General features: G+C 43.0%; 18 protein-coding genes, 1 rRNA gene and 1 pseudogene. 19 read left to right on the forward strand and 1 reads right to left on the reverse strand.

Features of this window, described 5'->3' with window-relative positions; genetic code table 11:
* Positions 1-177 precede the first annotated feature (177 nt).
* The 14 genes from rrf to VEHSUH05_RS00070 all read left to right on the forward strand — a co-directional run bounded on the left by rrf (position 178) and on the right by VEHSUH05_RS00070 (position 15,938).
* Positions 178-294: ribosomal RNA gene (gene rrf, locus VEHSUH05_RS00005) — 5S ribosomal RNA — on the forward strand.
* 711 nt (positions 295-1,005) lie between these two features.
* Entirely contained in the window at positions 1,006-1,896 is an 891-nt protein-coding gene (locus VEHSUH05_RS00010) for a pirin family protein (RefSeq protein WP_105090343.1), read from the forward strand.
* Between the two features lie 124 nt (positions 1,897-2,020).
* Entirely contained in the window at positions 2,021-2,398 is a 378-nt protein-coding gene (locus VEHSUH05_RS00015; protein WP_054674779.1) for a CGGC domain-containing protein, read from the forward strand.
* Between the two features lie 298 nt (positions 2,399-2,696).
* Positions 2,697-3,875, forward strand: a complete 1,179-nt coding sequence (locus VEHSUH05_RS00020) for a M48 family metallopeptidase (protein WP_174678704.1) — start codon at positions 2,697-2,699, stop codon at positions 3,873-3,875.
* A gap of 763 nt (positions 3,876-4,638) precedes the next feature.
* The gene (locus VEHSUH05_RS00025; protein WP_105090344.1) at positions 4,639-5,253 is read left to right on the forward strand and encodes a MotA/TolQ/ExbB proton channel family protein; all 615 of its coding nucleotides are present in this window, start codon (positions 4,639-4,641) and stop codon (positions 5,251-5,253) included.
* Positions 5,250-5,654 carry an ExbD/TolR family protein gene (locus VEHSUH05_RS00030; protein ID WP_105090345.1) on the forward strand — a complete coding sequence of 135 codons (405 nt, stop codon included), beginning with the start codon at positions 5,250-5,252 and terminating at the stop codon, positions 5,652-5,654. The genes VEHSUH05_RS00025 and VEHSUH05_RS00030 overlap by 4 nt, the downstream gene beginning before the upstream one ends.
* A 4-nt stretch (positions 5,655-5,658) precedes the next feature.
* Positions 5,659-6,405: an energy transducer TonB gene (locus tag VEHSUH05_RS00035; RefSeq protein WP_105090346.1), complete on the forward strand. Its 747-nt coding sequence runs from the start codon at positions 5,659-5,661 to the stop codon at positions 6,403-6,405.
* A 57-nt stretch (positions 6,406-6,462) separates the two neighbouring features.
* Positions 6,463-8,406 (forward strand): TonB-dependent receptor plug domain-containing protein, encoded by a 1,944-nt coding sequence (locus tag VEHSUH05_RS00040; RefSeq protein WP_105090347.1) that lies wholly within the window; start codon positions 6,463-6,465, stop codon positions 8,404-8,406.
* An 89-nt stretch (positions 8,407-8,495) separates the two neighbouring features.
* Entirely contained in the window at positions 8,496-9,452 is a 957-nt protein-coding gene (locus VEHSUH05_RS00045; RefSeq protein WP_038117690.1) for an ABC transporter substrate-binding protein, read from the forward strand.
* Positions 9,445-10,482 (forward strand): FecCD family ABC transporter permease, encoded by a 1,038-nt coding sequence (locus VEHSUH05_RS00050; RefSeq protein WP_105090348.1) that lies wholly within the window; start codon positions 9,445-9,447, stop codon positions 10,480-10,482. The genes VEHSUH05_RS00045 and VEHSUH05_RS00050 overlap by 8 nt, the downstream gene beginning before the upstream one ends.
* Positions 10,482-11,336 (forward strand): ABC transporter ATP-binding protein, encoded by an 855-nt coding sequence (locus VEHSUH05_RS00055; protein WP_105090349.1) that lies wholly within the window; start codon positions 10,482-10,484, stop codon positions 11,334-11,336. Before VEHSUH05_RS00050 ends, VEHSUH05_RS00055 begins: the two co-directional genes overlap by 1 nt.
* Positions 11,337-11,424: 88 nt before the next feature.
* Positions 11,425-12,375: an ABC transporter substrate-binding protein gene (locus VEHSUH05_RS00060; RefSeq protein WP_245875895.1), complete on the forward strand. Its 951-nt coding sequence runs from the start codon at positions 11,425-11,427 to the stop codon at positions 12,373-12,375.
* Positions 12,376-12,448: 73 nt separating this feature from the next.
* Entirely contained in the window at positions 12,449-14,317 is a 1,869-nt protein-coding gene (locus VEHSUH05_RS00065; RefSeq protein ID WP_105090350.1) for a TonB-dependent receptor plug domain-containing protein, read from the forward strand.
* A 295-nt stretch (positions 14,318-14,612) separates the two neighbouring features.
* Positions 14,613-15,938, forward strand: a complete 1,326-nt coding sequence (locus VEHSUH05_RS00070) for a pyridoxal phosphate-dependent aminotransferase (protein WP_095064727.1) — start codon at positions 14,613-14,615, stop codon at positions 15,936-15,938.
* A 92-nt stretch (positions 15,939-16,030) separates the two neighbouring features.
* On the opposite strand, the gene VEHSUH05_RS00075 is transcribed toward VEHSUH05_RS00070, so the two are convergent.
* The gene (locus VEHSUH05_RS00075; RefSeq protein WP_105090351.1) at positions 16,031-17,785 is read right to left on the reverse strand and encodes a 1-deoxy-D-xylulose-5-phosphate synthase; all 1,755 of its coding nucleotides are present in this window, start codon (positions 17,783-17,785) and stop codon (positions 16,031-16,033) included.
* A gap of 271 nt (positions 17,786-18,056) precedes the next feature.
* Here VEHSUH05_RS00075 and wbaP point away from each other — a divergent pair, with 271 nt between their 5' ends.
* The 5 genes and pseudogenes from wbaP (at position 18,057) to VEHSUH05_RS00100 (ending at position 23,555) form a co-directional block, all read left to right on the forward strand.
* Positions 18,057-19,484: an undecaprenyl-phosphate galactose phosphotransferase WbaP gene (gene wbaP, locus VEHSUH05_RS00080; protein ID WP_105090352.1), complete on the forward strand. Its 1,428-nt coding sequence runs from the start codon at positions 18,057-18,059 to the stop codon at positions 19,482-19,484.
* Positions 19,484-20,564, forward strand: a pseudogene (gene glf, locus VEHSUH05_RS00085) (UDP-galactopyranose mutase). The gene wbaP and the pseudogene glf overlap by 1 nt, the downstream one beginning before the upstream one ends.
* 131 nt (positions 20,565-20,695) lie before the next feature.
* Positions 20,696-21,457 (forward strand): DUF4422 domain-containing protein, encoded by a 762-nt coding sequence (locus tag VEHSUH05_RS00090; protein WP_105090353.1) that lies wholly within the window; start codon positions 20,696-20,698, stop codon positions 21,455-21,457.
* Positions 21,458-21,466: 9 nt separating this feature from the next.
* The gene (locus VEHSUH05_RS00095) at positions 21,467-22,564 is read left to right on the forward strand and encodes a glycosyltransferase (protein WP_105090354.1); all 1,098 of its coding nucleotides are present in this window, start codon (positions 21,467-21,469) and stop codon (positions 22,562-22,564) included.
* Positions 22,554-23,555 carry a polysaccharide deacetylase family protein gene (locus VEHSUH05_RS00100; RefSeq protein WP_054674789.1) on the forward strand — a complete coding sequence of 334 codons (1,002 nt, stop codon included), beginning with the start codon at positions 22,554-22,556 and terminating at the stop codon, positions 23,553-23,555. The genes VEHSUH05_RS00095 and VEHSUH05_RS00100 overlap by 11 nt, the downstream gene beginning before the upstream one ends.
* The last annotated feature ends 1 nt before the right edge of the window (position 23,556 follow it).

A 23,556-nucleotide genomic window follows, 5' to 3' on the forward strand; every position in this document is an offset into this window, starting at 1 on the left:
GCGTGGAGTCGCTTACGTCGAAACGTAAGATTTCACGATGTGAAATCCACAGGCTTCGACGCAATCCTCCGGACGTGTACTTTGAGTATGGGACGTAACATACAATACAATTAAGCAGAAATGTGCAACAGATATATATGACTTCTATGTGGTTTTCAGAGTACAAACTCTGACAGATTCAGTGGCGATAGCTATGAGGATTCACCTGTTCCCATCCCGAACACAGTAGTTAAGCTCATAAACGCCGAAAGTACTTGGCTGGAGACGGCCTGGGAGGATAGGAAGTCGCTGATTAAGCATAAAAAGAGGGTCACCCCTAAAGGGTTGGCCCTCTTTTTGTGCTCTAATGAGTATATTTTAATTTTTGCCAGAGCCGTCTCCAGCCAAGGTTGTACAAGTAGTATCTATGATAGAGTCCGTATGGACGGCATGGGAAGGGTAGGGTGCGAGGCAGCAGAGGAGCGAAGCGACGCATGAAGCCCGCACATCACCTTCTTCCGAACGTAAGATGTGCCAAACTGCGAAGCAGTAAAGGGAAATCCACAGTGAGGAAGCAAGTAGGGCAATAGGGCGTAAAGGAGCGCAGCGACGTATACGCCCATTGCATCAGGTTCGACGAAGCCCTAAAGAGTGTACTGTGCATTAAACTATTGTATTATATATTGCCATGGGCGAGTGTGATAGGAAGCCGTGGCTAGTGGTAGATATAAACTTTATCTAACCGATACCGCGGTGTGCAGCACCTATGGTATCGTATCGTAAACTAGTTGAGTAACTTTAAATTTATGTAAATTAACTATAGCTAATCAATTTCGCAGCACATATCACCAATGGTATTATCGAACCGTAAATTAGTTGAGTAGCTCGAAACTTATGTAAATTACTATTCTAATAGCCCACCCTTGACATATCGAAAAAAATAGATATAATAGTATTGAGATATATGAGTATCTATTCATATATAATACAACTATTATGAATCCTGTTCGATTAAGAGGTGATAGAATGAATCCTGTAAGAACAATTGAAAGAATTATTAAAGCTCCTGATATTCATTGGGTAGGCAATGGATTTAGAGTACGTCAGTACTTCCCTGATGGCGATGAGTCACCTATGCTTGATCGTATGTCTCCATTTTTGTTACTCGACTATAACGAGCCATATTATTTTGAGGCCAGTCCTTTTGATACAGGTGTCACTCCACATCCCCATAAAGGCTTTGAAACGGTAACATTTTCTTTTTCCGGCTCCATTGAACATAAAGATGCAGCTGGTAATAGTGGTGTTATTCACTCTGGTGATGTGCAATGGATGACTGCAGCTAGTGGTGTTTTGCACAAAGAATTTCATGAAAAAGAATATGCAAAGCGGGGACGTTTGTTCCATGCCTTACAATTATGGGTAAATCTACCTGAACGTCATAAAAACGATGCACCTGCATATCAATATATACCTGCTACCACAATGGGGCGGTATCAATCTCTTGATGAAACAATCGATGCCATCGTTTACACCGGTGCTTTCAGACATATAACAGGTCCTGCTAAATCCCATACACCGATGAATATTTACAAATTAAAACTTCAACCTAATTCATGGATCTCTATTTCTGAGAATATGACTTGGAATACAGGCTTCCTTGTGATTAATGGTACAGGTAGTGCCAATGGTGAAAGCATAGAATTTGCAGACTTTGTACTTTTCAACAATGATGGAGAGCGCTTTGAGGTAGAGTCTGGTGATGAAGGTCTTGAAATCTTTGTTCTCGCTGGAGAACCACTCAATGAACCAGTGGTAAAACAAGGGTCATTTGTTATGACAAATAAAACAGAACTTCTTCTCGCTTATGGGGAATACAAAAACGGTAAATTTGGACGCGAAGAAGCTATTATGTAATATAACACCCTGATTTATAATGGCGTACATCAGGGTGTTTCTTGTAAGTAATGTATCCTGAGACACATTGTTTTATATTGATTATGGTATAATGATTGCGTACAATGCTTTGACAGGAGGTTTTATGATTAAGAAAATTGCGGTTCTCGTCAATGAGGATACGATGCAGCGCTGTTCCTGCGGCGGTTGTTTAAAAGCGTTTATGAATAAAGCGGATTCCTTCGAGCGTTATGGGGATGAGGATATCGAGTTAGTCGGGTTTACTCACAGCGATGGGGATCTGGCGAAGAAAATTGAGTCTTTCAAAAAGAAAGGCGTTACAGCGGTTCATTTATCGACCTGTACGCGCGGTAAAAATGATCAGTATGAAAGTATCGCCCGGCAATGTGCTGAGGCGGGCTTTGATGTAGTCGGATATACGCATGGCGGAGCCGTATCAAAGGACGGCAAGGAGGCTGTTATTCTATCTGCCTGTGGCGATGTGAATAATCCTAATTTATAAATAGAGTCGGTTCATGCTACTTTTACAGTAACGACGTATGATAAGGATTAGAGTTCATATGAATATATGAGAATACAAATTTGTATATTACAATAGAGATAGGCAATCATATCTCTAGAGATATACATAACATTTTATCGATAATCGATATTATATGGTGTATTTGCATCGATATATTGTTTAATCAGTATTCTCGTTATGGTGATTATTGTGGTAGTAAAGAGAGGTTGAGAGTATGAAGAAGTTAACGGCTACGGCTATGTCTGTTGTGATGGCGGCGACGTTTGCGCCCGCAGTTATGCAGACGGCACCTGTTGTTGCGGCGTCCAATGCGGTGCAGACATTGGCGGGAGGGGCTGTTGCCATGGCATATGTGAGCACAGCACTTAACAGAATGGATAATTCTCCGGAAGGTCAGAAAGAGAGTCTGGCACGTGCTAAACAGCAAACCGGCTATTTGGAGGACAATGCGGCACAAGAGCGCGTACAACGCATTATGAAGACTTTGGAGGCGACGCCCAGCGTTAAGCGTTCTTACGTGGTGTATGCAAATCCGAGTGAAGAATTCAACGCCTTTGCTACAATCGGTCGTGTTATGTCCGTCAATAAGGGGGCGCTCGACACGCTTGACGATGATCAGCTGGCGTATGTTATGGCCCATGAAATCGCGCACGGCGAGCATAAGGATATTATCAACGGCGTAAAAAAACAGGTCGGTTTATCCACGGCTGTGGGCATTGCGGCCGGCGGTGGTGAAAGTGCGGCTATTTTATCTAATTTAGCGGGCAACTATTTGCAGAATCAGGTTTTCACAATGGGACAGGAAAAGGCGGCCGATGAATTAGGTTTCAAGATTATCAGCGAGTCACCGTATAATGTAGGCGGTTCAGCCGGTGCGATGGCGGTATTGCGCAATAAATACGGCGATCATTACCGTGAAGGGCTTTCACAGGTCATTGCACCTAATAACCATCCGAAGACGAGCGACCGTGTAAATAATAATATTAGCCGCATGTATACATATTCCGGCAATCATGTAAATGTGTCGAACGGCACTGTTTATGTAAATGGAGATAATATTTATACACCTGCTAACAGCGGTCGTTATTCCGGTGAGGAACGGGCGTACTACATGGCGGGGAAATTGGCTCGCTTGTATCATGATAATCAGGTCGGACAGGGTTCCGCATCGTATAGCGGCGGTACGGTTACCGTGTCGGGTCAATCCATCGTGACGACACCGGATTCCGATGTGGCGTTGCAGGTGGCGACAAATCTTAACAATGCTTTTGCAAAACCGGCAGGCAAGGCGGTTACCGCTAAGAAACCTGTTAAGGTGAAAGCCGATAAAAAGAATGACGTTAAAAAGGCGGAAGTTAAGCAGAAGAATATAAAGCAGAAAGACTTGAAGCAGAAGTCGGTAAAGCAAAAAGATACAACACGTGATGATTCCAGAAGAGGTAGTATAGATCGATAATCTGAATACACGGATACACTGATAAATTGAATGCTCATAAAATAGATTGATAATCTAAATAAAGATATACTGATAAATTAAATGCGGATAATTATAATCTAGATACGATTATATAAATTCATCTCACTTTAGACAGTAAACTCGAGTAGTCAGTTTGATGTAAATCGATTATGAAATAGAATCATTATGCTATAATATTAATTCATATTTGCTCGCTTTTTATAAATACAGCTGTATTTATCGCTATCAGTACTATATAGAATATGAAAGTCGTAACTTTATTATGTCGACTTTACAGGAGGAATGCCTATTTTAGGGCATTCCTCTTTTTTTGTAAAATTTTGACTTTTGTAATTGTGGATTTTCTGTTTCTAGTTTCCTTACAAGGAAGAACTAAAATTGACGAGATCCATATACATATAAGGGGTATAGGTTTATTGTACAGGCCTTTATTTTGTGTGATAATAACGGTGATTAGAGGCTAATCTAGATTTTCCGATGAAGGTTTATATGGATTTCTATATAAGAGTTATTTAGATTTTTCTATGAAGAAATACTTAAGCTGTCTTATTATATGTTATTCGGATTTTCCAAATTTGGCTGTCTGCAGTAGATAAGTTCGCGTGGAGTCAGTAATAAAGCATATCTATTGCATAGATATGCTTTTTGTTATATCTAAAATGAACTATTTTACTGGTATATAAAGTAATCCGATTTGTTAACAGTTTTTTTGATTAATGTGGTTAAATGCATGGAGGCTATTATGGAATATGCAATTCATTTATTTAATGCCGGCGGGGCCGTTATGTATCCTTTGGTATTGTTTATGGTAGCGGCTTGGACAATTCTGTTTGAACGGATACGCACCTATAGAAAGATCAACGATGAACTGGAGGCGTTGCGTGTTTGCATCGATCAGGCACAGGCGGAAAAGAATTGGGACGTATTACAGCAGGCTATCGATAATGACCGACAGGAGTTATCTGAATTTATGTCGCCTATTATTGACTCCGTTTATAATCTTGAAGGTTTGGAGAACCGCTTACAAGATGTGGTGGCTTACATGGACGCTCGTTTAAAACGTGGATTAAACTGGCTTAATATGATGGTTACGATGGCGCCTTTGTTGGGGTTATTGGGGACCGTTGTCGGTATGATTCGTTCCTTTGCCGCTGTTGGCGGTGATATAGGAGCCCCTACGGTGATTACCGGCGGCGTATCGGAGGCGCTGATTGCTACCGCGACGGGCTTATCCGTGGCGATCGTGGCATTGGCTTTTTACAGTTGGTGTTCCGATAAGGTAAATACGAATATTTCCGTATTGGAACAAAATTTAGGATCGATTTTGGATATCTTTAACAGGAGTCATATGAAATGAAACGCAGTTCGATAGGTATACAAAAAGAACCGTCCATCATGATCATTCCTATGATTGATATTGTATTTTTCCTCCTCGTGTTTTTTATGATGAGCACTTTGTATATGAATACGGAGGAGCAAATACCGTTGAATCTGCCTAAAGCATCGTCATCGACGGCCAAGACGATTGAACCGGTTACCATTTCTCTTACGGCAACGCATAAGATGTATATTAATGAACGGGAAATTGTGCCTGCACAATTGGGGGCGGAAATTCAACAGCTGGTGTCAAAGGAGCCGCAACAGGCATTCGTTGTTCGCGCTTCAGAGGATGTGCCGTATAAAGATGTGATAGGAATCCTGGATAACCTCAAGTTGAGCGGCGCTAGATATGTCAGCGTTGCTACGGAACGGAAGTGATTCCATGCTGAATAAACGCTATAGAATTCCGTTGGCTGCAGCGATTGTGGTAAACCTCCTGTATTGGGGCTGTGTTGGCGATTGGGCACAGCATTTGAAAGATTTCAGCCATACTCATAAGGACCTGGTCGTCGATTTGGACATGAGTCAATATGAGGAGCCGGAAAAAAAGCAGGTTGAAAAGAAGGAAACACCATTGCCGACAGACCATGGCCCGGCCGGCGGCAAATCGGGTTCTGTACTGCCTGATTTATCCGGAAAGCCTGCACCGGGACTGAAAGAACTTAATCCCTATTTAGGCGGTAACGAACCGGCACCGGTTAATGTAAACGGTGATATAAAAGCACCGGTAGGAAACCCGGGGCAACATAATCAGCCCGGACCGGGTATAAGTCACACTAAGGGGCATGGAGGTTTTGAAGATGAGGGAAAAGGGCCTTCCTATGGACCTCCGGGACCGGACTCTCAACCGGGTAAGGGTACGTTTAATACGGCTGAATATATGAAACGAGTTAGAGAGAATACGGTTATGCCTGATCAGGCGATTAGAAGGGGTATAACCGGTACTGTAACATTTAAGGTTGTTTTTGATTCCAACGGTAATTTCGATTCTGCAGAGATAATTAATAGTAGTGGATCAAGTCTTTTGGATAAAGCGGGATATGCCTTAGTGTCGAGTCAAGGGGGGATAGAAAATTCAACAGGAGAATCTATCTCTATTGAAGTAGATGTGGTGTATAAGTTCAAATAATGTATTTGGAGATATAAGATTATGTGTATATTAAGGTGTGTATAGGGAGGTATAATCATGTATAATACCCGTAGAAAGGCATTATGTGCAAGTATTTTAGCGGTATTATTAGAGATTCAGGTCGGTGTGGCGGCTGATATTTCGGAGCAGGATGTCAAGGAGGTTCATACGGTAAATGTCACGGCTAACCGTACGGAGCAGCTTGATTTGGATACGCCGGCGGCTACGAGCGTAATCACGCATGAGGATTTGAAGAATAGCGGTGCTAAAAATGCATTTGATGCTGTTACCGATATACCCGGTGTTACGTCGTTTTCCTATGGGGCATCCGGCTTTGAATACGGGGCAATGGATAGTCGTACTAATATCCGCGGTCTTGAAAGAGGTGCTTTAATTCTCGTTAATGGAGTGCCTGTAAATCTTAACGGCAAAGGGGGGCTCAGTTCCATCCCTGTAGCATCTATCGATCATATTGAGGTGGTAAAAGGCGCGGCATCCGTATTATATGGCTCTGAAGCATTGGGCGGTGTTGTGAACGTTATTACGAAATCGCCTGATAAGGAGGGGGGCAGCATTTCCGTCGGCATCGGTAATATGGGGAGTAAAAGTTATAATGTTTCCTATGGTACACCAAAGTTTTTTGTCGCTGTAGATCGTAATTATTTCGGCCGTCAAGATCCGTCAACACCGGTTCGCTCTGATATAGGACTTCGTAAGAAGGGGTATGAATACTATACGGCTCGTGAAAAGGGAAATACATTAGGTCTATTCTTCAGCGGCAAGTTATCTGATCATTGGACGTTAAATTACAGCCGTTCCGAATCAAAATCCGCATTTACTCAACTTAGCACGGAGAGCAATGCGATAAAGCGTGCAAAGCATTCTACGACATATAAATATAAAGACGATAAGAATATAGTATCATTGATATATAAAAATGGAACCACGACGGGCACAATCTTTTATAATGATCGGGATTTGAGCGGATGGAATCGCGTTCATAGCAGTCATATTTATAAGCCTAGCGACAGCGAATATATTGCTCGTCAATATGGCATTGATATTCAACATGAATGGGACTTTAGAGGCGGTAAGGATTATTTAATCGTCGGTATATTGGGAAAACGGGAGACATATAAGACGGAGTCCGGTCCTGTTTATGCAAATCCTCACCGTAGCAGTTATGCTGTTTATGGCAGTTATTCTTATCAGATAAATCCGAAGTGGACAACTATTTTAGGGCTTCGCTATACGGATATTAAGGATCCTGTAAAAGATCAACATGTACTTACGCCTCAATTCCAGATGCTTCACTCTATTAATAAGGAATCCTCACTTTATGTAAATGTGGGGAAAGCCTTTACTATGCCTAATTTGAGCGATACTTTTAAACGGGTAAGCAATCAATTTCATTCCGTAAGTGGTCGGAATTTGAAGCCTGAAGAGGGATGGAATTATGAATTAGGATATAAACATATTTCCAAAAAAGATAGTTGGAAAGTAGCTCTATTCTATATGGACTTTAAAAATTTCTTCGCATGGAAGCCTGATACAGATGGTAGGATGACAATTCGTGTCAATGGCGGGCGTTACCGTAATGCAGGTATAGAAGCCGAATATGGGCGATTATTATCCGATCGATTGAAGTTTAATGTTGGTGTATCCTATTCGAATCCGAAACAGATGGAAATTGATCAGTCTTATTGGAAGCAAGCTAATCCGAAATTACAATTTACCGGTGGATTGCATTATACGAGTCCTACGTGGCTTGCAGGCACATCCTTTAATTTTGTGACGAAACGCATGAAAAACCGGGATGGCGGTATCAACCCTAATCTCGTGGCATGGAATGCGTATGTAGGGTATCAATTTAATGAATCCTCATCGCTACGCATTGATGCGCGAAATATTCTTAACCGTCATAATGTTATTTCCAATGGAGATTGGGAATACTGGGATGAACCTTTCAACTATCAGATTACTTATACTCAAAAATTCTAATGTATCAATATCCTACATTAGAAGGCATATTGATATTGTTTAGATGCATAGTTTTAAGCCGTTCATAGACTTTCATAAGGAGTGACATCATGAAATATAAGAGATGGTATTATATTTTAAGTTTGATATTTCTCCTTTGTGTTTGCCTTACTGGATGCGGTCCAAGCGTAGAACCCGGAAATACCGTATATAATAGAACTGTAAAAAGTGCGGACGGTGCTATGGTGGCTGTACCGGATCATCCAAAACGCATTATAGCCTTGTCTTCAGCATATGATACGATTTTACTTGGCCTCGTAGATACGGATCGTTTTGCCGGTATCAGTTCTTTGTCAACGTATGAACAGTACTCGATGGAGGCGGAAAAGGCGAAACAGGTTAAGACTCGAATGCGCTCCTATTCATTAGAACGCATCATCGCATTACATCCGGATTTGGTAATTGCCCCTGAATATATAACAAGTGATGTCATTGAAGGCCTACGGCATGTGGGGATTCCTACGGTCGTCGTTAATACAGGAAAAACGGTGGATGAAGTGATTCACAATGTACAGGACATTTCTGAAATCGTTAATGAAGCTGAGATCGGACGGGAACATGTGGATACAATTCATAAGCAAATTGCTGAGCTTGACAGACTGGGAAAGACTATCCCTTTGAATGAACGTCGTCGCGTTTTATTTGTCTCCTCCATGGATGGATATACGGGAACGGGCAGTTTATTTGATGATATGTGCCGCTATATGAGCATTTATAATGCACCGTCTGCGGCTGGATATGCACCTCATACATCGTTTACGGATGAACGGGTCATAGAGATGAATCCGGACTATATTTTTATTCCTTCTTATAAGGGCATGGATAAAGGCTTGTCAGATAGATTTTTGAATACACCGGCCTTCCAATCGTTGCCTGCGATGAAAAATAATCAAGTTCAGTCTTTGCCCGCTTCATATTTATATGCATCAAATCAACATATCGGGGAAGCGATGCTTTCTATTATGTATATTGTGTATCCCCAATTAGAAAGGAATTTTCATGAATAAACGGCATCAAGGATATACGGCGGCAGCCTTAATCGCTGTCGCGTTAGGTATATGTGTCATATTGGCCCTGCATGTGGGAACGATCATGATACCCGTCGGCGGCGGTCTGCAGAGTATTCTGCACGGAATCGGAATTCCGATTTCATTTGCGGAGCCTATCAGTGCGGAGCAGGAGTCCGTACTGTGGTTTATTCGCATGCCGCGGCTCATGATCGGGCTATTGGTCGGTGCCGCATTGGCGTTGGCCGGTGCCGTCATGCAGGGGGTATTTTCAAATCCTTTGGCGGATCCCGGCATCATGGGCGTCTCCGCAGGGGCCTCACTGGGTGCCGTTATCGCCATCGCATTTGGCATGACTTCACTCGGCATGTTTTATATGCCTTTATTCGCTTTTGTAGGCGCTTTTTTGTCGGTTGGCATTACGATTATGCTGACATGGCGCAATAACCGTCTCGATACGACGACCTTACTGCTCGCAGGCGTAGCGGTCAGCATGCTGCTGGGGGCTTTCACATCGGGCATATTGACGATGATTAATGAATATCGCCTCAGAGAATTTCTGTTCTGGATGGTGGGCGGCCTCGATTTCAGACGTTGGGACCATGTCTTGCTCGCAGTGGGGCCGATTACGGTCGGCAGCGTCATTCTTATGATGCTCGGGCGCCATCTGAACGTGCTCGTTCTGGGCGATACGGAGGCCCGTGCATTGGGGCTGCCCGTGATGCTGTACAGGATTTTATTTCTGTTCCTGGCGTCGCTCATTACGGCGACCGCCGTATGCGTGAGCGGTTTCATCGGCTTTGTGGGCCTAGTGGTACCGCATATCGTGAGGCTGCTGGTCGGGCCCGATCATCGCATATTGCTGCCTATGTCCGCCGTGGGCGGAGCGCTGTTTCTGGTATTCTGTGATACCCTGGGCCGCGTCGTGGTACAGCCGGTGGAAATCCGCGTCGGCATCATGACGGCATTGCTCGGGGCGCCGTATTTCCTATATTTACTGCATCGTTTGCGCCGTAAGGGAGGGGTATGATGAAACTGGATGTTCAGAACGTATCTGTCTCGTTAGGGGACCGTACGATTGTGAAAGACGCGTCTCTCGGCGTGCAGGCGGGGGAATTTGTAGGCATCATCGGGCCTAACGGCTCCGGTAAAACGACGATGCTGAAAGCCTTGCGCGGGCTCTATCCCCTTGAGAAAGGACACATTCTATGGGACGGGGACGATTTGTCATCCATGAAAGAAAAGGAGATTGCCCGTCGGGTAGCGTATATGCAGCAGTCCGTAAACGTTTCTTTCGGTTACGAAGCGCAGGATATCGTGATGACTGCACGCTACCCATATTTAAAGTGGTGGCAGCAGGAGGGTGTTGACGATCGCCGAATTGTAGAGGAAGCGATGAAGGAAACCGGCGTATGGCATTTGAGAGACCGCTCCATTCAATCGTTGAGCGGCGGTGAGCGACAGCGCGTATTTTTTGCGAAGGCCTTGGCGCAACAGACGGATGTGCTGCTCCTCGATGAACCGACGGCGGCGCTCGATCTTGTCTATGCGGATGATATTTTCTATCAGGGGCGCAGGTTCTGTGAGCAGGGGAAAACGATTTTAATCGTTGTTCATGATTTGGAACTGGCCGCAAAATACTGTACGAAACTGGTACTTATTTCGGGCGGTGAAATTATGGCGACCGGAAACCCTCGCGATGTATTGACGGCGGATTATCTGCACAGCGCCTTTCACCTTTCGTCGGCCGTATACGATGACCCGTATTTCAAGCAGCAGCGCATTTACATATTTCCTAAAGGGACGACGGATATTACGCCGTACCGGCGCAGTACGGAGATAGATGAATCCATGTCTATATTTATAGAAAGGACAACATTATGAATGAAATAATAATCACGGATGGCGCACCGCGCCAGAGATGCGACAGAATTCAGGACGTAACGCCTATATCTGTAGAAAGGACTGCGCTATGAAAGACATGGGTATGAAATCCATCGGCATAAAACAAACATGGAGTATATTCGGTATTATTTTTATGCTGATGGTTCTGCTATGCGGGTGCGGTCCCGAGCAAAGTAATCAGCAGAATACAGGGGCTTTCACCATGACGGATGCGACGGGTACCGCGGTCAACATATCGGAACGGCCGCAGCGCATCGTGCCGATCGGTGTCAGTACGGAGGATATCGTGTTGTCCATGGTGACACCGGACAGAGTGGCGGCCATAGGAACGCTGCCTAACAATGTGCCCGATGCATCGAGTCATGTCAAGGGGCGCGTGAAATCCAGCAGCGAATCCCTGTTATCGGTCAAACCGGACCTGGTCATCATGCCGGACTGGGTATCGCCGGAGAATATTAACGAAATACGAGGTATGAATATACCTTTATACGTATATAAAACGCCGGGAACGGTGAAAGAGGCAAAAGAGGTGATGGGTGAGATTGCCAAGGTACTGAGAGCATCCGATAATTCCCTGATTGCAGCCATGGATAAGGATCTGGCCGAAATCGACGGCATTGTAACATCTCATGCCGATAAGGCGCAACCGGTAGCCGTACTCTACACGAGATTGGGGATGACCGGCGGCAAAGGTTCCACCTTTGACGATATGTGCGGGTATATGCATGTCAGAAATGGTGCCGCTGCAATCGGTTTGGGCCTCACGGATAACGGAACGAGGGAGGATTTGATACGGATCAATCCGGATGTGATAATCATTCCTTCGGATGCGTATAATCAGGATCAATATTCTGAGGTGAATATGGACCAGCTATACTCGGATCCCGCGTTGCAGGGGGTGAAAGCGATTCAGAACCATCGCGTCCACACGGTGGATGCACGCATGCTCATGAGTTATTCGCAGTTCATGACGAAGGCGATGCTCGATATGACGCGTTATATTTACAATGTACAGTGATGTAAACCCGACGATGCATATACATCGATTTGGTTGCATATTTTTTGGTGTGTGTAGTAATGTGGAGGTTATGATGAAAGCATTTAAACATCAGAAATTAGCCGCTTATGTGGCGATGATCTTAGTCAGCGGCTGTATGTTCACGGTTCCCGGGGTGCAAGGTGAGGAACCTGATGACGTGAAAGAAACGCATACGGTTGTCGTTACGGCGACGAGAAGCGAGCAGGAACTTTCAAAAGTACCTGCCAGCGTAGCGGTTGTCAGCGGAGACGATGTGAGAGAACGTCATGCGACGAATATGAATGAAGCGTTGCGCATAGCGCCGGGCGTGGATATCAATACATACGGCGGCGGTGTAGGGTATACGAATTCCAATGTGTTCCGTATCAACGGATCCAATCAGGTTCTATACATGGTGGACGGTATCAACATGAATGCGGCCGGGGTTAATCCGCCGATGACGATCCTTAAAAATATGGAAGGTATAGAACGCATTGAAGTATTGCGCGGGGCGGCGTCCACATTGTACGGGTCCGGTGCTGTAGGCGGCGTCGTTAACGTAATCACCGCGAAGCCTGAGCAGGGCGTCAGAACAAAGGCCCGTATCATGGGCGGCAGCTATGATCTGGAGCAGTACGCGTTGATGAATGAAGGTCGTCAGGATACATGGTACTGGCGTTTAGGCTATGAAAAGGACATTATCGGAAGTTATAAGGATGCCCATCATGTGCGTATTCCGCAACATGGAAACAGTCATAACATGTCTTTCATGATCGGTAATGAAATCGATAAGAATAATGATGTGCGCATTTCCTATGATACATATCGCGGCGATGTGATGTATTCCAATCATTTGGGGCAGTTGAATCAACTCAGATACGGCCATGAAGCCAATGACTCCCTTCGCGCCGTATGGAACAGCAAGATCAACGACAAGTGGAGTCATCAGTTATATGGTATGAATAATCACTATAAAACGACTTATGACGGATACACGACGGACGTAAAAACACGTGCTGTCGGGGATCAGGTGACATTCCGCAGCAAGGATCATACCGTTATAGGTGGCTTTGACTGGCGTCAGGACAAGGTCCTCAACATGAACGGCGTCAAGTTGACGAATAGTTCGTACTACGTGCAGGATGCCTGGAAGTTCGCACCTAAATGGACGTTGACGCCGGGTGTTCGCGTGGACCATCATTCCGCATTCGGAACGCATACATCGCCACATGTATCCTTAGGGTATGATGTGAATGAGCGTACCAATGTGTACGTAGCGTATAATGAATATTTCTTGGCACCGACTCCGTATCAGCTGTTTGACGGGTATAACGGTAATCGGAACTTGAAACCTGAAAGCGGTCGTGAATGGGATCTCGGTGTACATCATAAGTTCGGACGTACGTGGAACGGAAATCTTAACTTCTTCACGCGCCGCACGAAGGATAAAATCGGCTGGGTTATGACGGATCCGGCAACTTTCACGGGCCAGTATCGCAATTTTGATACGGAACGGGCCCATGGCGTATCGGTAGATTTACGCAAGCAGTTGACGAATCATCTGTCCGCTCGCGTCGGCTATACCTATACGCACATTGATGCGACACCGACACGACGTGCCAATGTGGACGGATACGTGCCGAAACATGCGGTTAATGCGGGTCTTGACTATAACGATGCCAAGTGGGACGCTCATCTTGATATTCGCGGGAATATCGACCGTCCGGGCACCGGGGCGAATGCATTCCCTAAATCGACGTACTGGATTACAGATCTCAGCGCCAACTATCGCGTCAATGACAATATAACCGTATTCGGGCGCGTGAATAATCTGTTCAACACGTACTATGCGGAACAGTCCAATGTTCGTTACGGTAATCCCGGCGACTGGTGGACCGGTCAAGGTCGTAACTTCAGAGTCGGCATGGAGGTTACGTTCTGATCCATTTATCAGATGCTGCTCAGAGGCCGTAATGTCACATAAGGTAGCATTGTGAAAGTTTGATATACTTTCACAATATAGCGTCGTACAGGGCTGCGGCGTGTAGGGGATGAGCATTGGTATCATAAATCATTCAGAAAAGGTTGTTAGTATAGTCCTTGCAAAAGAGAGAGCCTTGTCTAGGAGTAGAAAATTGTAGATTTTATCACCTTAAAGCACTATAATATATGATATATGTGTTGCTACTCGTATGATTAGAGGCGTAAATTGTATTAAAGAGGAGTTGGATTGTACTATGACGGAACAACCAATCTTATCCCCTTATATGATGGCTCGCAAGCCGTCAGGGATTCGACTAGGACAAATTAAATTTTTAGAGCGCAAGAACCCGCCGATTCTGGTGAACGGTTCCATCGGCAATGTTATGCGTCCTATGCATCCCGCCATGCAGCGTCGTTTATTTAATCTGGGCGGACCGGACAGTCCGTTTCAATCGGGTATTGTTCCGTATGTGCCGACGACGGGAACCGAGGAATGTCGGGAAGCGTTCCTTCATATTCTGCGCAGTCAGGGCTTTGATACGACGGGACTTGATGTGCTTGTTACGGATGGGGCATCAATGGCGATGGAAATCATCATGCTCGGTGTTTGTGGCGGTGCCGGAGAAGAGGAACGACCTCTGTTGATGTTTAATCCGTCTTATACGAATTATGATGCGGTAGGTCATCGCATCGGACGTAAGACGGTTACCGTTGAGCGCGAACTCAATGAAGAAGGCGAATTTGAACTGCCGTCCGTAGAAACGGTGGAGCAGCGCATCATAGAAACGAAACCGGGTGCACTGCTCATCATTCCTTACGATAATCCTACGGGACAGCTGTTCAGCAAGGAAACCCTTATCGAATATACGAAGTTATGTGTAAAGCATAATTTATGGATCATTTCCGATGAGGCGTATCGTGAACTGGCTTATGAAAAAGGCAAGGAAACATCGAGTATCTGGGCGTTAACCGATAAGGACGTACCCGGCATTGAAGGCCGCCGAATCAGCCTTGAAACAGCTAGCAAGGTGTGGAATGCGTGCGGACTGCGCATAGGGGCAATCATTACGGATAATAAGATGTGCTATGAAAAATCCGTTGCCGAATATACGGCGAATTTGAGTGCCAATACATTGGGGCAATATATCTTCGGTGCACTGGCTCATGAGTCGCATGCACAGCTGCACAATTGGTATGAACAACAGCGGGATTACTACCGTAAGATGATTTTTGAGCTCCATAAAGGCTTCAAAGAGGTGGAACCGAACTTTATCGTGTCCAGACCGCAAGCGTCCATTTACTTCGTTATCGACGTGCGGAATGAAGCGAAACCGGGCTTTGACGGTGTAGAGTTCGCGTCCTGGTGCGCCGAACACGGTGCGGTCAGTCTGGATGACGGCAAGGAATATACATTGCTCATGGCGCCGCTGAACGGCTTCTACAGCGGTCGTGGTAAGGAAGACAATCCGGGCAGAACGCAGCTTCGCGTGTCGTTCTGTGAAGATCCGGAACTGTTGCGCCTGGCACCGGAATTGTTATCTAAACTGTTTAGAGCCTATGAGGCACAACGAACTGAATAAGTCGTACTGAAAATAAAAGTGCTCTACAGTTACGAGTGTTGTAAACGTAGAGCACTTTTCTGTTTAAGAGCCCGAAGTGAGTGTATCCATGATTAGATTTGTAGCATGATATCCTGCAGTATCTGATCAATTTCCATATGATTGTCTCGCAGTAATTTATCGGGATCATATCTGTCATAGAAACCTTTTTGAATGCCGTAGTTCATGACCTTGATGTTCTGCCTGCCATAGTATGCGGCAATTTTCTGTCCGAAGCCGCCGTCAATGACGCCGTCCTCCAGCGTGATGATGAGAGAATGGTTTTTCCGTAATCGGTCGAGCAGAAATGTATCCGGTTCCGATATCAAAAGCGGCTTTATCACGGTCGGTGTGATAGCATATTTTGCTTTCACCGCCTCGGCCAGGGAAATGGCACGTCGGTAAAAGTTACCGACACCTATAATGGCGATTTCACTGCCCTCCCGGACGGTTTCCCAGCTGCGGATGGAAACATCCGTAATGCCTTGTGTCTGAAGAGGCTCGTGATTCGGTGTCCCTACGGGAACCCGTATGGCGACAGGATAATCATGATGTTGCAAGCCAAACTGAATGGACGCCTGTAATTCCTCCGCCGTGGCAGGCGCAATATAGGTCAGATTCGGTATGTTGGTGAGCATAGGAATATCGCTGAATCCCAGATGCGTGATGTCCTTTGTACCGTAAATGGAGGCGCGATATACGAGAATCAAAGCGTTGCTGTTGTTAATGCATACGTCGTTTATCAGCTGATCGTAAGCCCGTTGCAGGAATGTACTGTATATCGGTAAAATCGGCTTTGCATCGGCGTGAGCGATGCCGGCCAATAAGGTCATGGCATGTTCCTCGGCGATGCCCACATCGATATATTGAGGGCCCAATTTCTGACGAACCTCAGGCGTCAGGCAAAATCCTCCGGGCGTGGCCGCCGTGATGAGGCTGGCCGATTTGTTTGTTTCCAACTCGGCAATTAATTCCTTTGCGGCGATAGCTTCGTATGTATTATTATAATTTTTATTGACTACGCCTGTGGTGACGTCGAATGATGACGGATTGTGAAAGTCTTCCGGCGCCATTTCCGCCGCTTTATAACCGAACCCTTTCGTCGTGCGGATATGCAAGATGATGGGGCGTGGATAATTTATTACTGATTTAAATTCCGCGATTAATGATAAGACCGAGTTGCCTTCTTCGATATAGCGGTAATCAAAGCCGAGGGCTTTAAACATATTATTCGTACAAGCTCCGTTCGTGTCCCGCAATTCTTTTAAATGGGTGTACAAACCGCCGTGATTTTCGGCGATGGACCGGTCGTTATCGTTGATGATCACGATGCAGTTGGACCGTAGCGTAGCGAGATGATTTAAGGCCTCAAAGGCCTCGCCGCCGGATAATGCACCATCCCCGATGAGCGCGATGATGTTTTCCTTTGTTTGATTGAGGTCGCGACCGATTACGAGCCCGCACGCCAGACTGAGGGCGGTGGATGCGTGCCCCAGGTGAAACAGATCGCAGTTACTTTCACGTGGATTACTGTAACCTGAAACGGTGCTGAATTTATTTTCCTGCGTGAACCCTTCGAGCCTGTCGGTCAATATTTTGTGAGCGTAACTCTGGTGGGATATATCAAATATGATCTTGTCGCCGGGGCAGTTAAATACGTAATGAAGCGCAAGAATAATGTCTGTAGCGCCCAATGACGGACCTACGTGGCCGCCTCGAATCGATGTTCTGTGAATGATGGCTTCGCGTATTTCCCGTGCTATTTCCAGTAACTCTGTTTCGGTGCATTGTTTTAAATCACCGGCTGAATGTATTTGTGAAAGCTTCATGTTGTTACCTAAACTTTATTTTGCTGTCTAAATGAGACTTCTATTAGTAAATATTAGAGATAATTTGTGTTCATAGGTGAGAAACCTATGAATACTGTCTATTATTATAACATGAGATGAAGTTGATGATTATAGTATGAGATAAAGTCGATTATCGGTAGAGAAATCTACAAGAAAATTCCAGGTAAATCATGAAAAATAAATGAAATTATGTTATCATGGAAGATATAATTCAGTTTGTTCGTTACATTTATTAAGAGAGGAAAAATCTATGAATAAACAGTGGGCTAGTCCTCCTTTATTAGTACAGACCTTAATGATTGTCGTCGATTATATTGCTATTGTATGTGGCATTATTTCCGCATATAATATCAGAACCGCATTGCCGCTCTGGAATGGTGCTAATAGTTTACATATAGATTTTTTCTATGGATATGTTACTACCCCTATAGTGTTTATTATCGTGTTGTTATTAAACAGTGCATATAATATGGATAAGGCCTATTGGGATAAGATTAAAATTATATTTCGGTCCATAACAATCGGTATAGTTGTATCCATCGTTCTGATGTATGCCGGGCATATTATCGACAATGTATCCCGTTTATTTGTCGGCTTATCGTATATATTTATACTGTTATATATTGTCGTTTTACGATATATATTGATTCAAATATTGATAAAGCTGAAATTATTATATATTCCGATTTTATTGGTCGGAGCGGGAAAAACGGCGGAATTAGTTGATCGATATCATGACAGAATGCTTATTAATTACTATAAAATTATCGGCTTTGTGGACGATAATCCGAAGTCCTCATTATTAGCGCAAAAGTATCCGCGCCTGGGCGGTTTCAATGACGTGGAGGACGTTATTAAAAGATATAACGTATCCACTGTATTGGTGTGTGCTCCCGGTCTTGAATCTAAAAAACTGGTGTCCTTAATCAACCGCTTACAGCTGCTTGTAAAAAGGGTTTCCTTCGTACCGGAATTATTCGGATTGCCGGCCAGCAATATTTCGGCTCGCGGTATGATGGAGGAACAGGCTGTTGTATTGCGTGTGCAGAACAATTTGGCTCGCAAATCCAACCGCATTATGAAACGCATCTTTGACATCGTGGCCACCGTGTGCGGCGGCATCTTGATCCTGCCGATTATCGCAATCGTGGCGGTGCTGATTTATCTTGACTCTCCGGGACCTATCGTGTTCGGCCATAAACGGGTCGGTCAGGGCGGCAAGGAATTTTTCTGCTATAAATTCAGATCCATGGTTCCCAATGCGCAGGAAGCGTTGGAAATTTATTTAAAGGAATATCCGGAAGCTCGCGAAGAATGGGAGCGGGACTTCAAGTTGAAGGACGATCCGCGGGTTACGAAAATCGGTAAATTTTTACGTAAGACCAGCCTCGATGAACTGCCGCAGCTATGGAATGTTCTCATGGGCGATATGAGCCTTGTGGGACCGCGTCCTATCGTTCGAGATGAAATCGTGAAATACGGCGATTATATCAATGATTTCTATCTTGTACCGCCCGGCATTACCGGTGTGTGGCAGGTCAGCGGTCGCAGTGATACCACCTATGAAGAACGGGTGTTAATGGACTCCTGGTATGTGCATAACTGGTCCGTGTGGATTGATATTGTATATTTGATAAAAACGGTATTGGCCGTTGTGAAGGGAAAAGGAGCGTATTAATGACATACGATTATTTAGTTGTAGGGGCCGGTCCGTTCGGTGCCGTATTTGCTCATGAGGCGCACAAGCGCGGTAAATCCGTTCTCGTCATCGATCGACGTCATCATGTGGCGGGTAATTTATATTGTGAAAGCAAGGATGATATCAATATTCATGTATATGGTGCCCATATCTTTCATACATCGATGAAGCATGTGTGGGAGTATGTAAATCAGTTTGCCGAATTCAATCACTATGTGAACAGTCCGGTGGCGAATTATAAGGGCGAAATGTATAATTTGCCGTTTAATATGAATACATTTTCCAAGATGTGGAACATACGCACGCCGAAAGAGGCGGAGGCGATCATTACGGAGCAACGTCAGGTAATTACGGGTGAGCCGAAGAACCTTGAGGGTTGGTACGGATATTTATGAAAAGCTCATCAAGGGCTACACGGAGAAACAATGGGGCCGTAAATGCACGGAACTGCCTGCTTTCATCATTAAACGATTACCCGTTCGTTATATCTATGACAACAATTATTTTAATGACCGTTATCAGGGGATTCCGATGGGCGGTTATACGAAGATGATTGAGCGAATGCTGGATGATATCGAGGTGCGATTGGGCGTGGATTTCCTTACGCATCGCGATGAATATGAAAGCATCGCGAAGAAGATTATTTATACGGGTCCTATCGATGAATATTTCGAGTATTCTGAAGGAATATTGGAATATCGTGGTCTTCATTTTGAAACAGAGCGTTTTGAAGAGGAAAACCATCAAGGTGTGGCCGTTGTGAACTATACGGAGGCGGATATTCCGTATACCCGTATCATCGAGCATAAGCACTTTGAATTCGGTACGCAGCCCGTTACTTATGTGACGAAAGAATATCCGAAAGACTGGAAAATAGGCGAAGAGGCGTATTATCCCGTAAATGATGTAAAGAATCTGGATTTATACGCCAAGTACGTAAAAAAAGCCGAAACGGAAATGAATGTAATCTTCGGAGGCCGCTTAGGGGAATATAAATATTACGATATGGATAAGGTTATTGCGAGTGCGTTGGCACTGGTTGAAAGAGAATTAGTTTAATTATCTTTTTACAGGTTACAGATATATTTGATGTATTACATTAATTTGTAAATTGTGAGTTGTAGTTGTCTTGATATGCTGTAACTGTTGAACGTGTGTAAGGAAATATATAGTGTGTAAGGAGCACAACAGTGAATATAAAAATTTTAGTAGCCACTCATAAGCAATATTGGATGCCGACAGATTCTGTCTATATGCCCATCCATGTGGGGAGAGTTGGCAAATCTGATATTGGTTATATTGGGGATCATACGGGGGACAATATCTCCGAGAAAAACGCAAATTACTGCGAGTTGACGGGTTTATATTGGGCATGGAAGAATCTTGAGGCGGATTATATCGGTCTTGTTCATTACAGACGGTATTTTACGCGTAAAGAGGTGCGTTCTGTAGAGGATAAAAAGAACCAGATTCTCACCGGTGAGGAATGGGAAACATTGCTTTCACAATACCCTGTGGTAGTGGCGGATAAGCGCAAATATTATATTGAAACGAACAGGTCTCACTACAACAATGCTCATCATAGTGAAGGTCTTGATGTGGCGGAGCAGATTATCGCTGAGCGATATCCTGAATACAGTGCCGCTTTCACGACGGTCTGCAATCGTACATGGGCGCACATGTTCAATATGTTTGTGATGCGTCGGGATTTGTATAATCAGTATTGTGAATGGATGTTCTCCATATTGGCGGAGTTGGAAAAGCGCGTGGATATTTCCGGTTATGATGCGTACGAATCTCGTATTTACGGATTTGTCAGCGAAATTCTGCTCGATGTGTGGCTCGAAGCGAATCGCATTGAGTATAAGGAACAAAATGTATCCTTTATGGAGCCGCAGAATTGGGTGAAAAAAGGAGGAAGCTTTTTAAAGAGAAAGCTGTTAGGGAGATAATAGAAGAATATGATTAAGGTTGTTGAACTTCCTATAGATAAAGACATGGGTGGATTAACATCATATGTACTTCAACTATATAGATATATTGATAAAAAAGAATTTGATTTAATGTTATTAACTTATGATGATATTGCTTGCTTTGATGATTTAAATAATGTAATGAAAGTTGATAGGCCGTATCAACTTTTGAGTTTTTATAAATCCATGAGGCGTTTAGTAAAATTGAATTATGATATCATACATTTTCATCAGTCATATGTTAATATTGTGCCTATATTATTAGCAAAATTAGCGGGATTTAATAATATAATTTTACATGCGCATAGTTCTAGTATTGATGATAATAGATCTTTAATTCGATATTTAAAAACCATATTACATAAGATTGGAAAATTATTTATACCTTTTATCGTTGACGCTTATATAGGGTGCTCTCAAAAGGCAAGTAGATGGATGTTTTCTGATAAATGCATTAATAGTGATTCTTATTATTTATTTAATAATTCAATAGATTTAGATGAGTATAATAAAGATCATAATAAATATATTGAAATGAGACAGAAATTGAATCTTCCTAAAGATGCTTTAGTTGTAGGGCATATAGGGAGGTTTACACCTGTAAAAAATCATAGTTTTATTATTAGTATGTTTAGAAAGCTGTTGGAAATGAACCCAAATAGTTATCTTTTACTGCTTGGAGATGGTATAGAAAGAAAAAAAATAGAGTTATTGGTTAATGCGCAAGAAATAGAATCAAATGTTATTTTTATGGGGTACGTAAGCAATCCTGTAGAGATAATGCAGACTATGGATGTGATAGTATTACCGTCTTTATTTGAAGGTATGCCGTTGGTAGCTATAGAATCGCAGGCACTAGGGATTCCTATATTGCTATCAGATACGATTACAAATGAAGTTGCTATAACTGAGCTATGTAATTTTTTATCAATAGATGATGAACTCATATGGGTTAATAAGATTTTAGAAAAAAGTCATATAAATAATACATGTGATTATAAAAATCAAATTAAAGCAGCTGGCTATGATCTAAAGGAAGCAATTAAATCTGTGGAGCAGTTATATAGGAGATATTATGGATTTTAAAAATTATATAAAGGCAAAGATGCCTTGGACTCGATCTATTTATAGAAAACGAAAAGCGCCGTTTAATTTGATTCATAATATAATAGATAAACCTGTTGTAATTTTGTTATATCACAGAATAAATAATGTAAATTATGATTTGTTTAATATTAATGTGACTCCAGATAATTTTGATAAACATATAAAACATCTCAAAGAACAGTATAATGTTATTTCTTTTGAAGATTTAAAGTATAAGGCGATTAAAGAACCATCTGTGATTATCACATTTGATGATGGATATTTTGATAATTATAAAAATGCTTTTCCTATTTTGAAAAAATATAATATACCAGCGACTATTTTTGTTACTACCTCTGGAATTGACTCAATAAAAGAGTTTTGGTGGGATCGACTGGAAACAATATTTTTTAAAAATCAAAAATTATTTGATTCAATATCGTTTGATATTTTTAATCAAACGTATTTATTTGATGTTTCAAGTAAATCAGTCCGGCAAGAATCTTTTTATGCAGCACATAAATTATTATTTAATTTGAAACCTGATTATCGTGATCAGATTTTAAATAATTTTTATGATAAATACAGTTTAGAACCTAATATTGAAAATAGGACAATGTCGTCTTCTGAGTTATTGGAGATATATAATAGTAAATTAATTACTATAGGTGCACATACGATTAATCATCCCGCTTTAAAGTTATTGAGTTATAATGAACAATATAATGAGATTGAATCTTCTAAATTATTTTTGGAAAAATTATTAGGTATTAATATTGACTTGTTTGCATATCCGTTCGGACATAAACATAGTTTTGATAAGATGACTGAAGAAATTGTTGAAGCGTTAGGTTTTTCTTTTTCTGTTAGTACTAACAGGGCTCAAGTGCATACTAATACTAATTGTTTTTCTTTACCTAGATTTGGTGTAGAGAATTGGTCTGAGATGGAATTTCATAAGCAAATGAAATTAGTTTGGTTTGAGAATTAGG

This window comes from Veillonella denticariosi JCM 15641, assembly GCF_002959855.1.
Classification (GTDB): Bacteria; Bacillota; Negativicutes; order Veillonellales; family Veillonellaceae; genus Veillonella; species Veillonella denticariosi.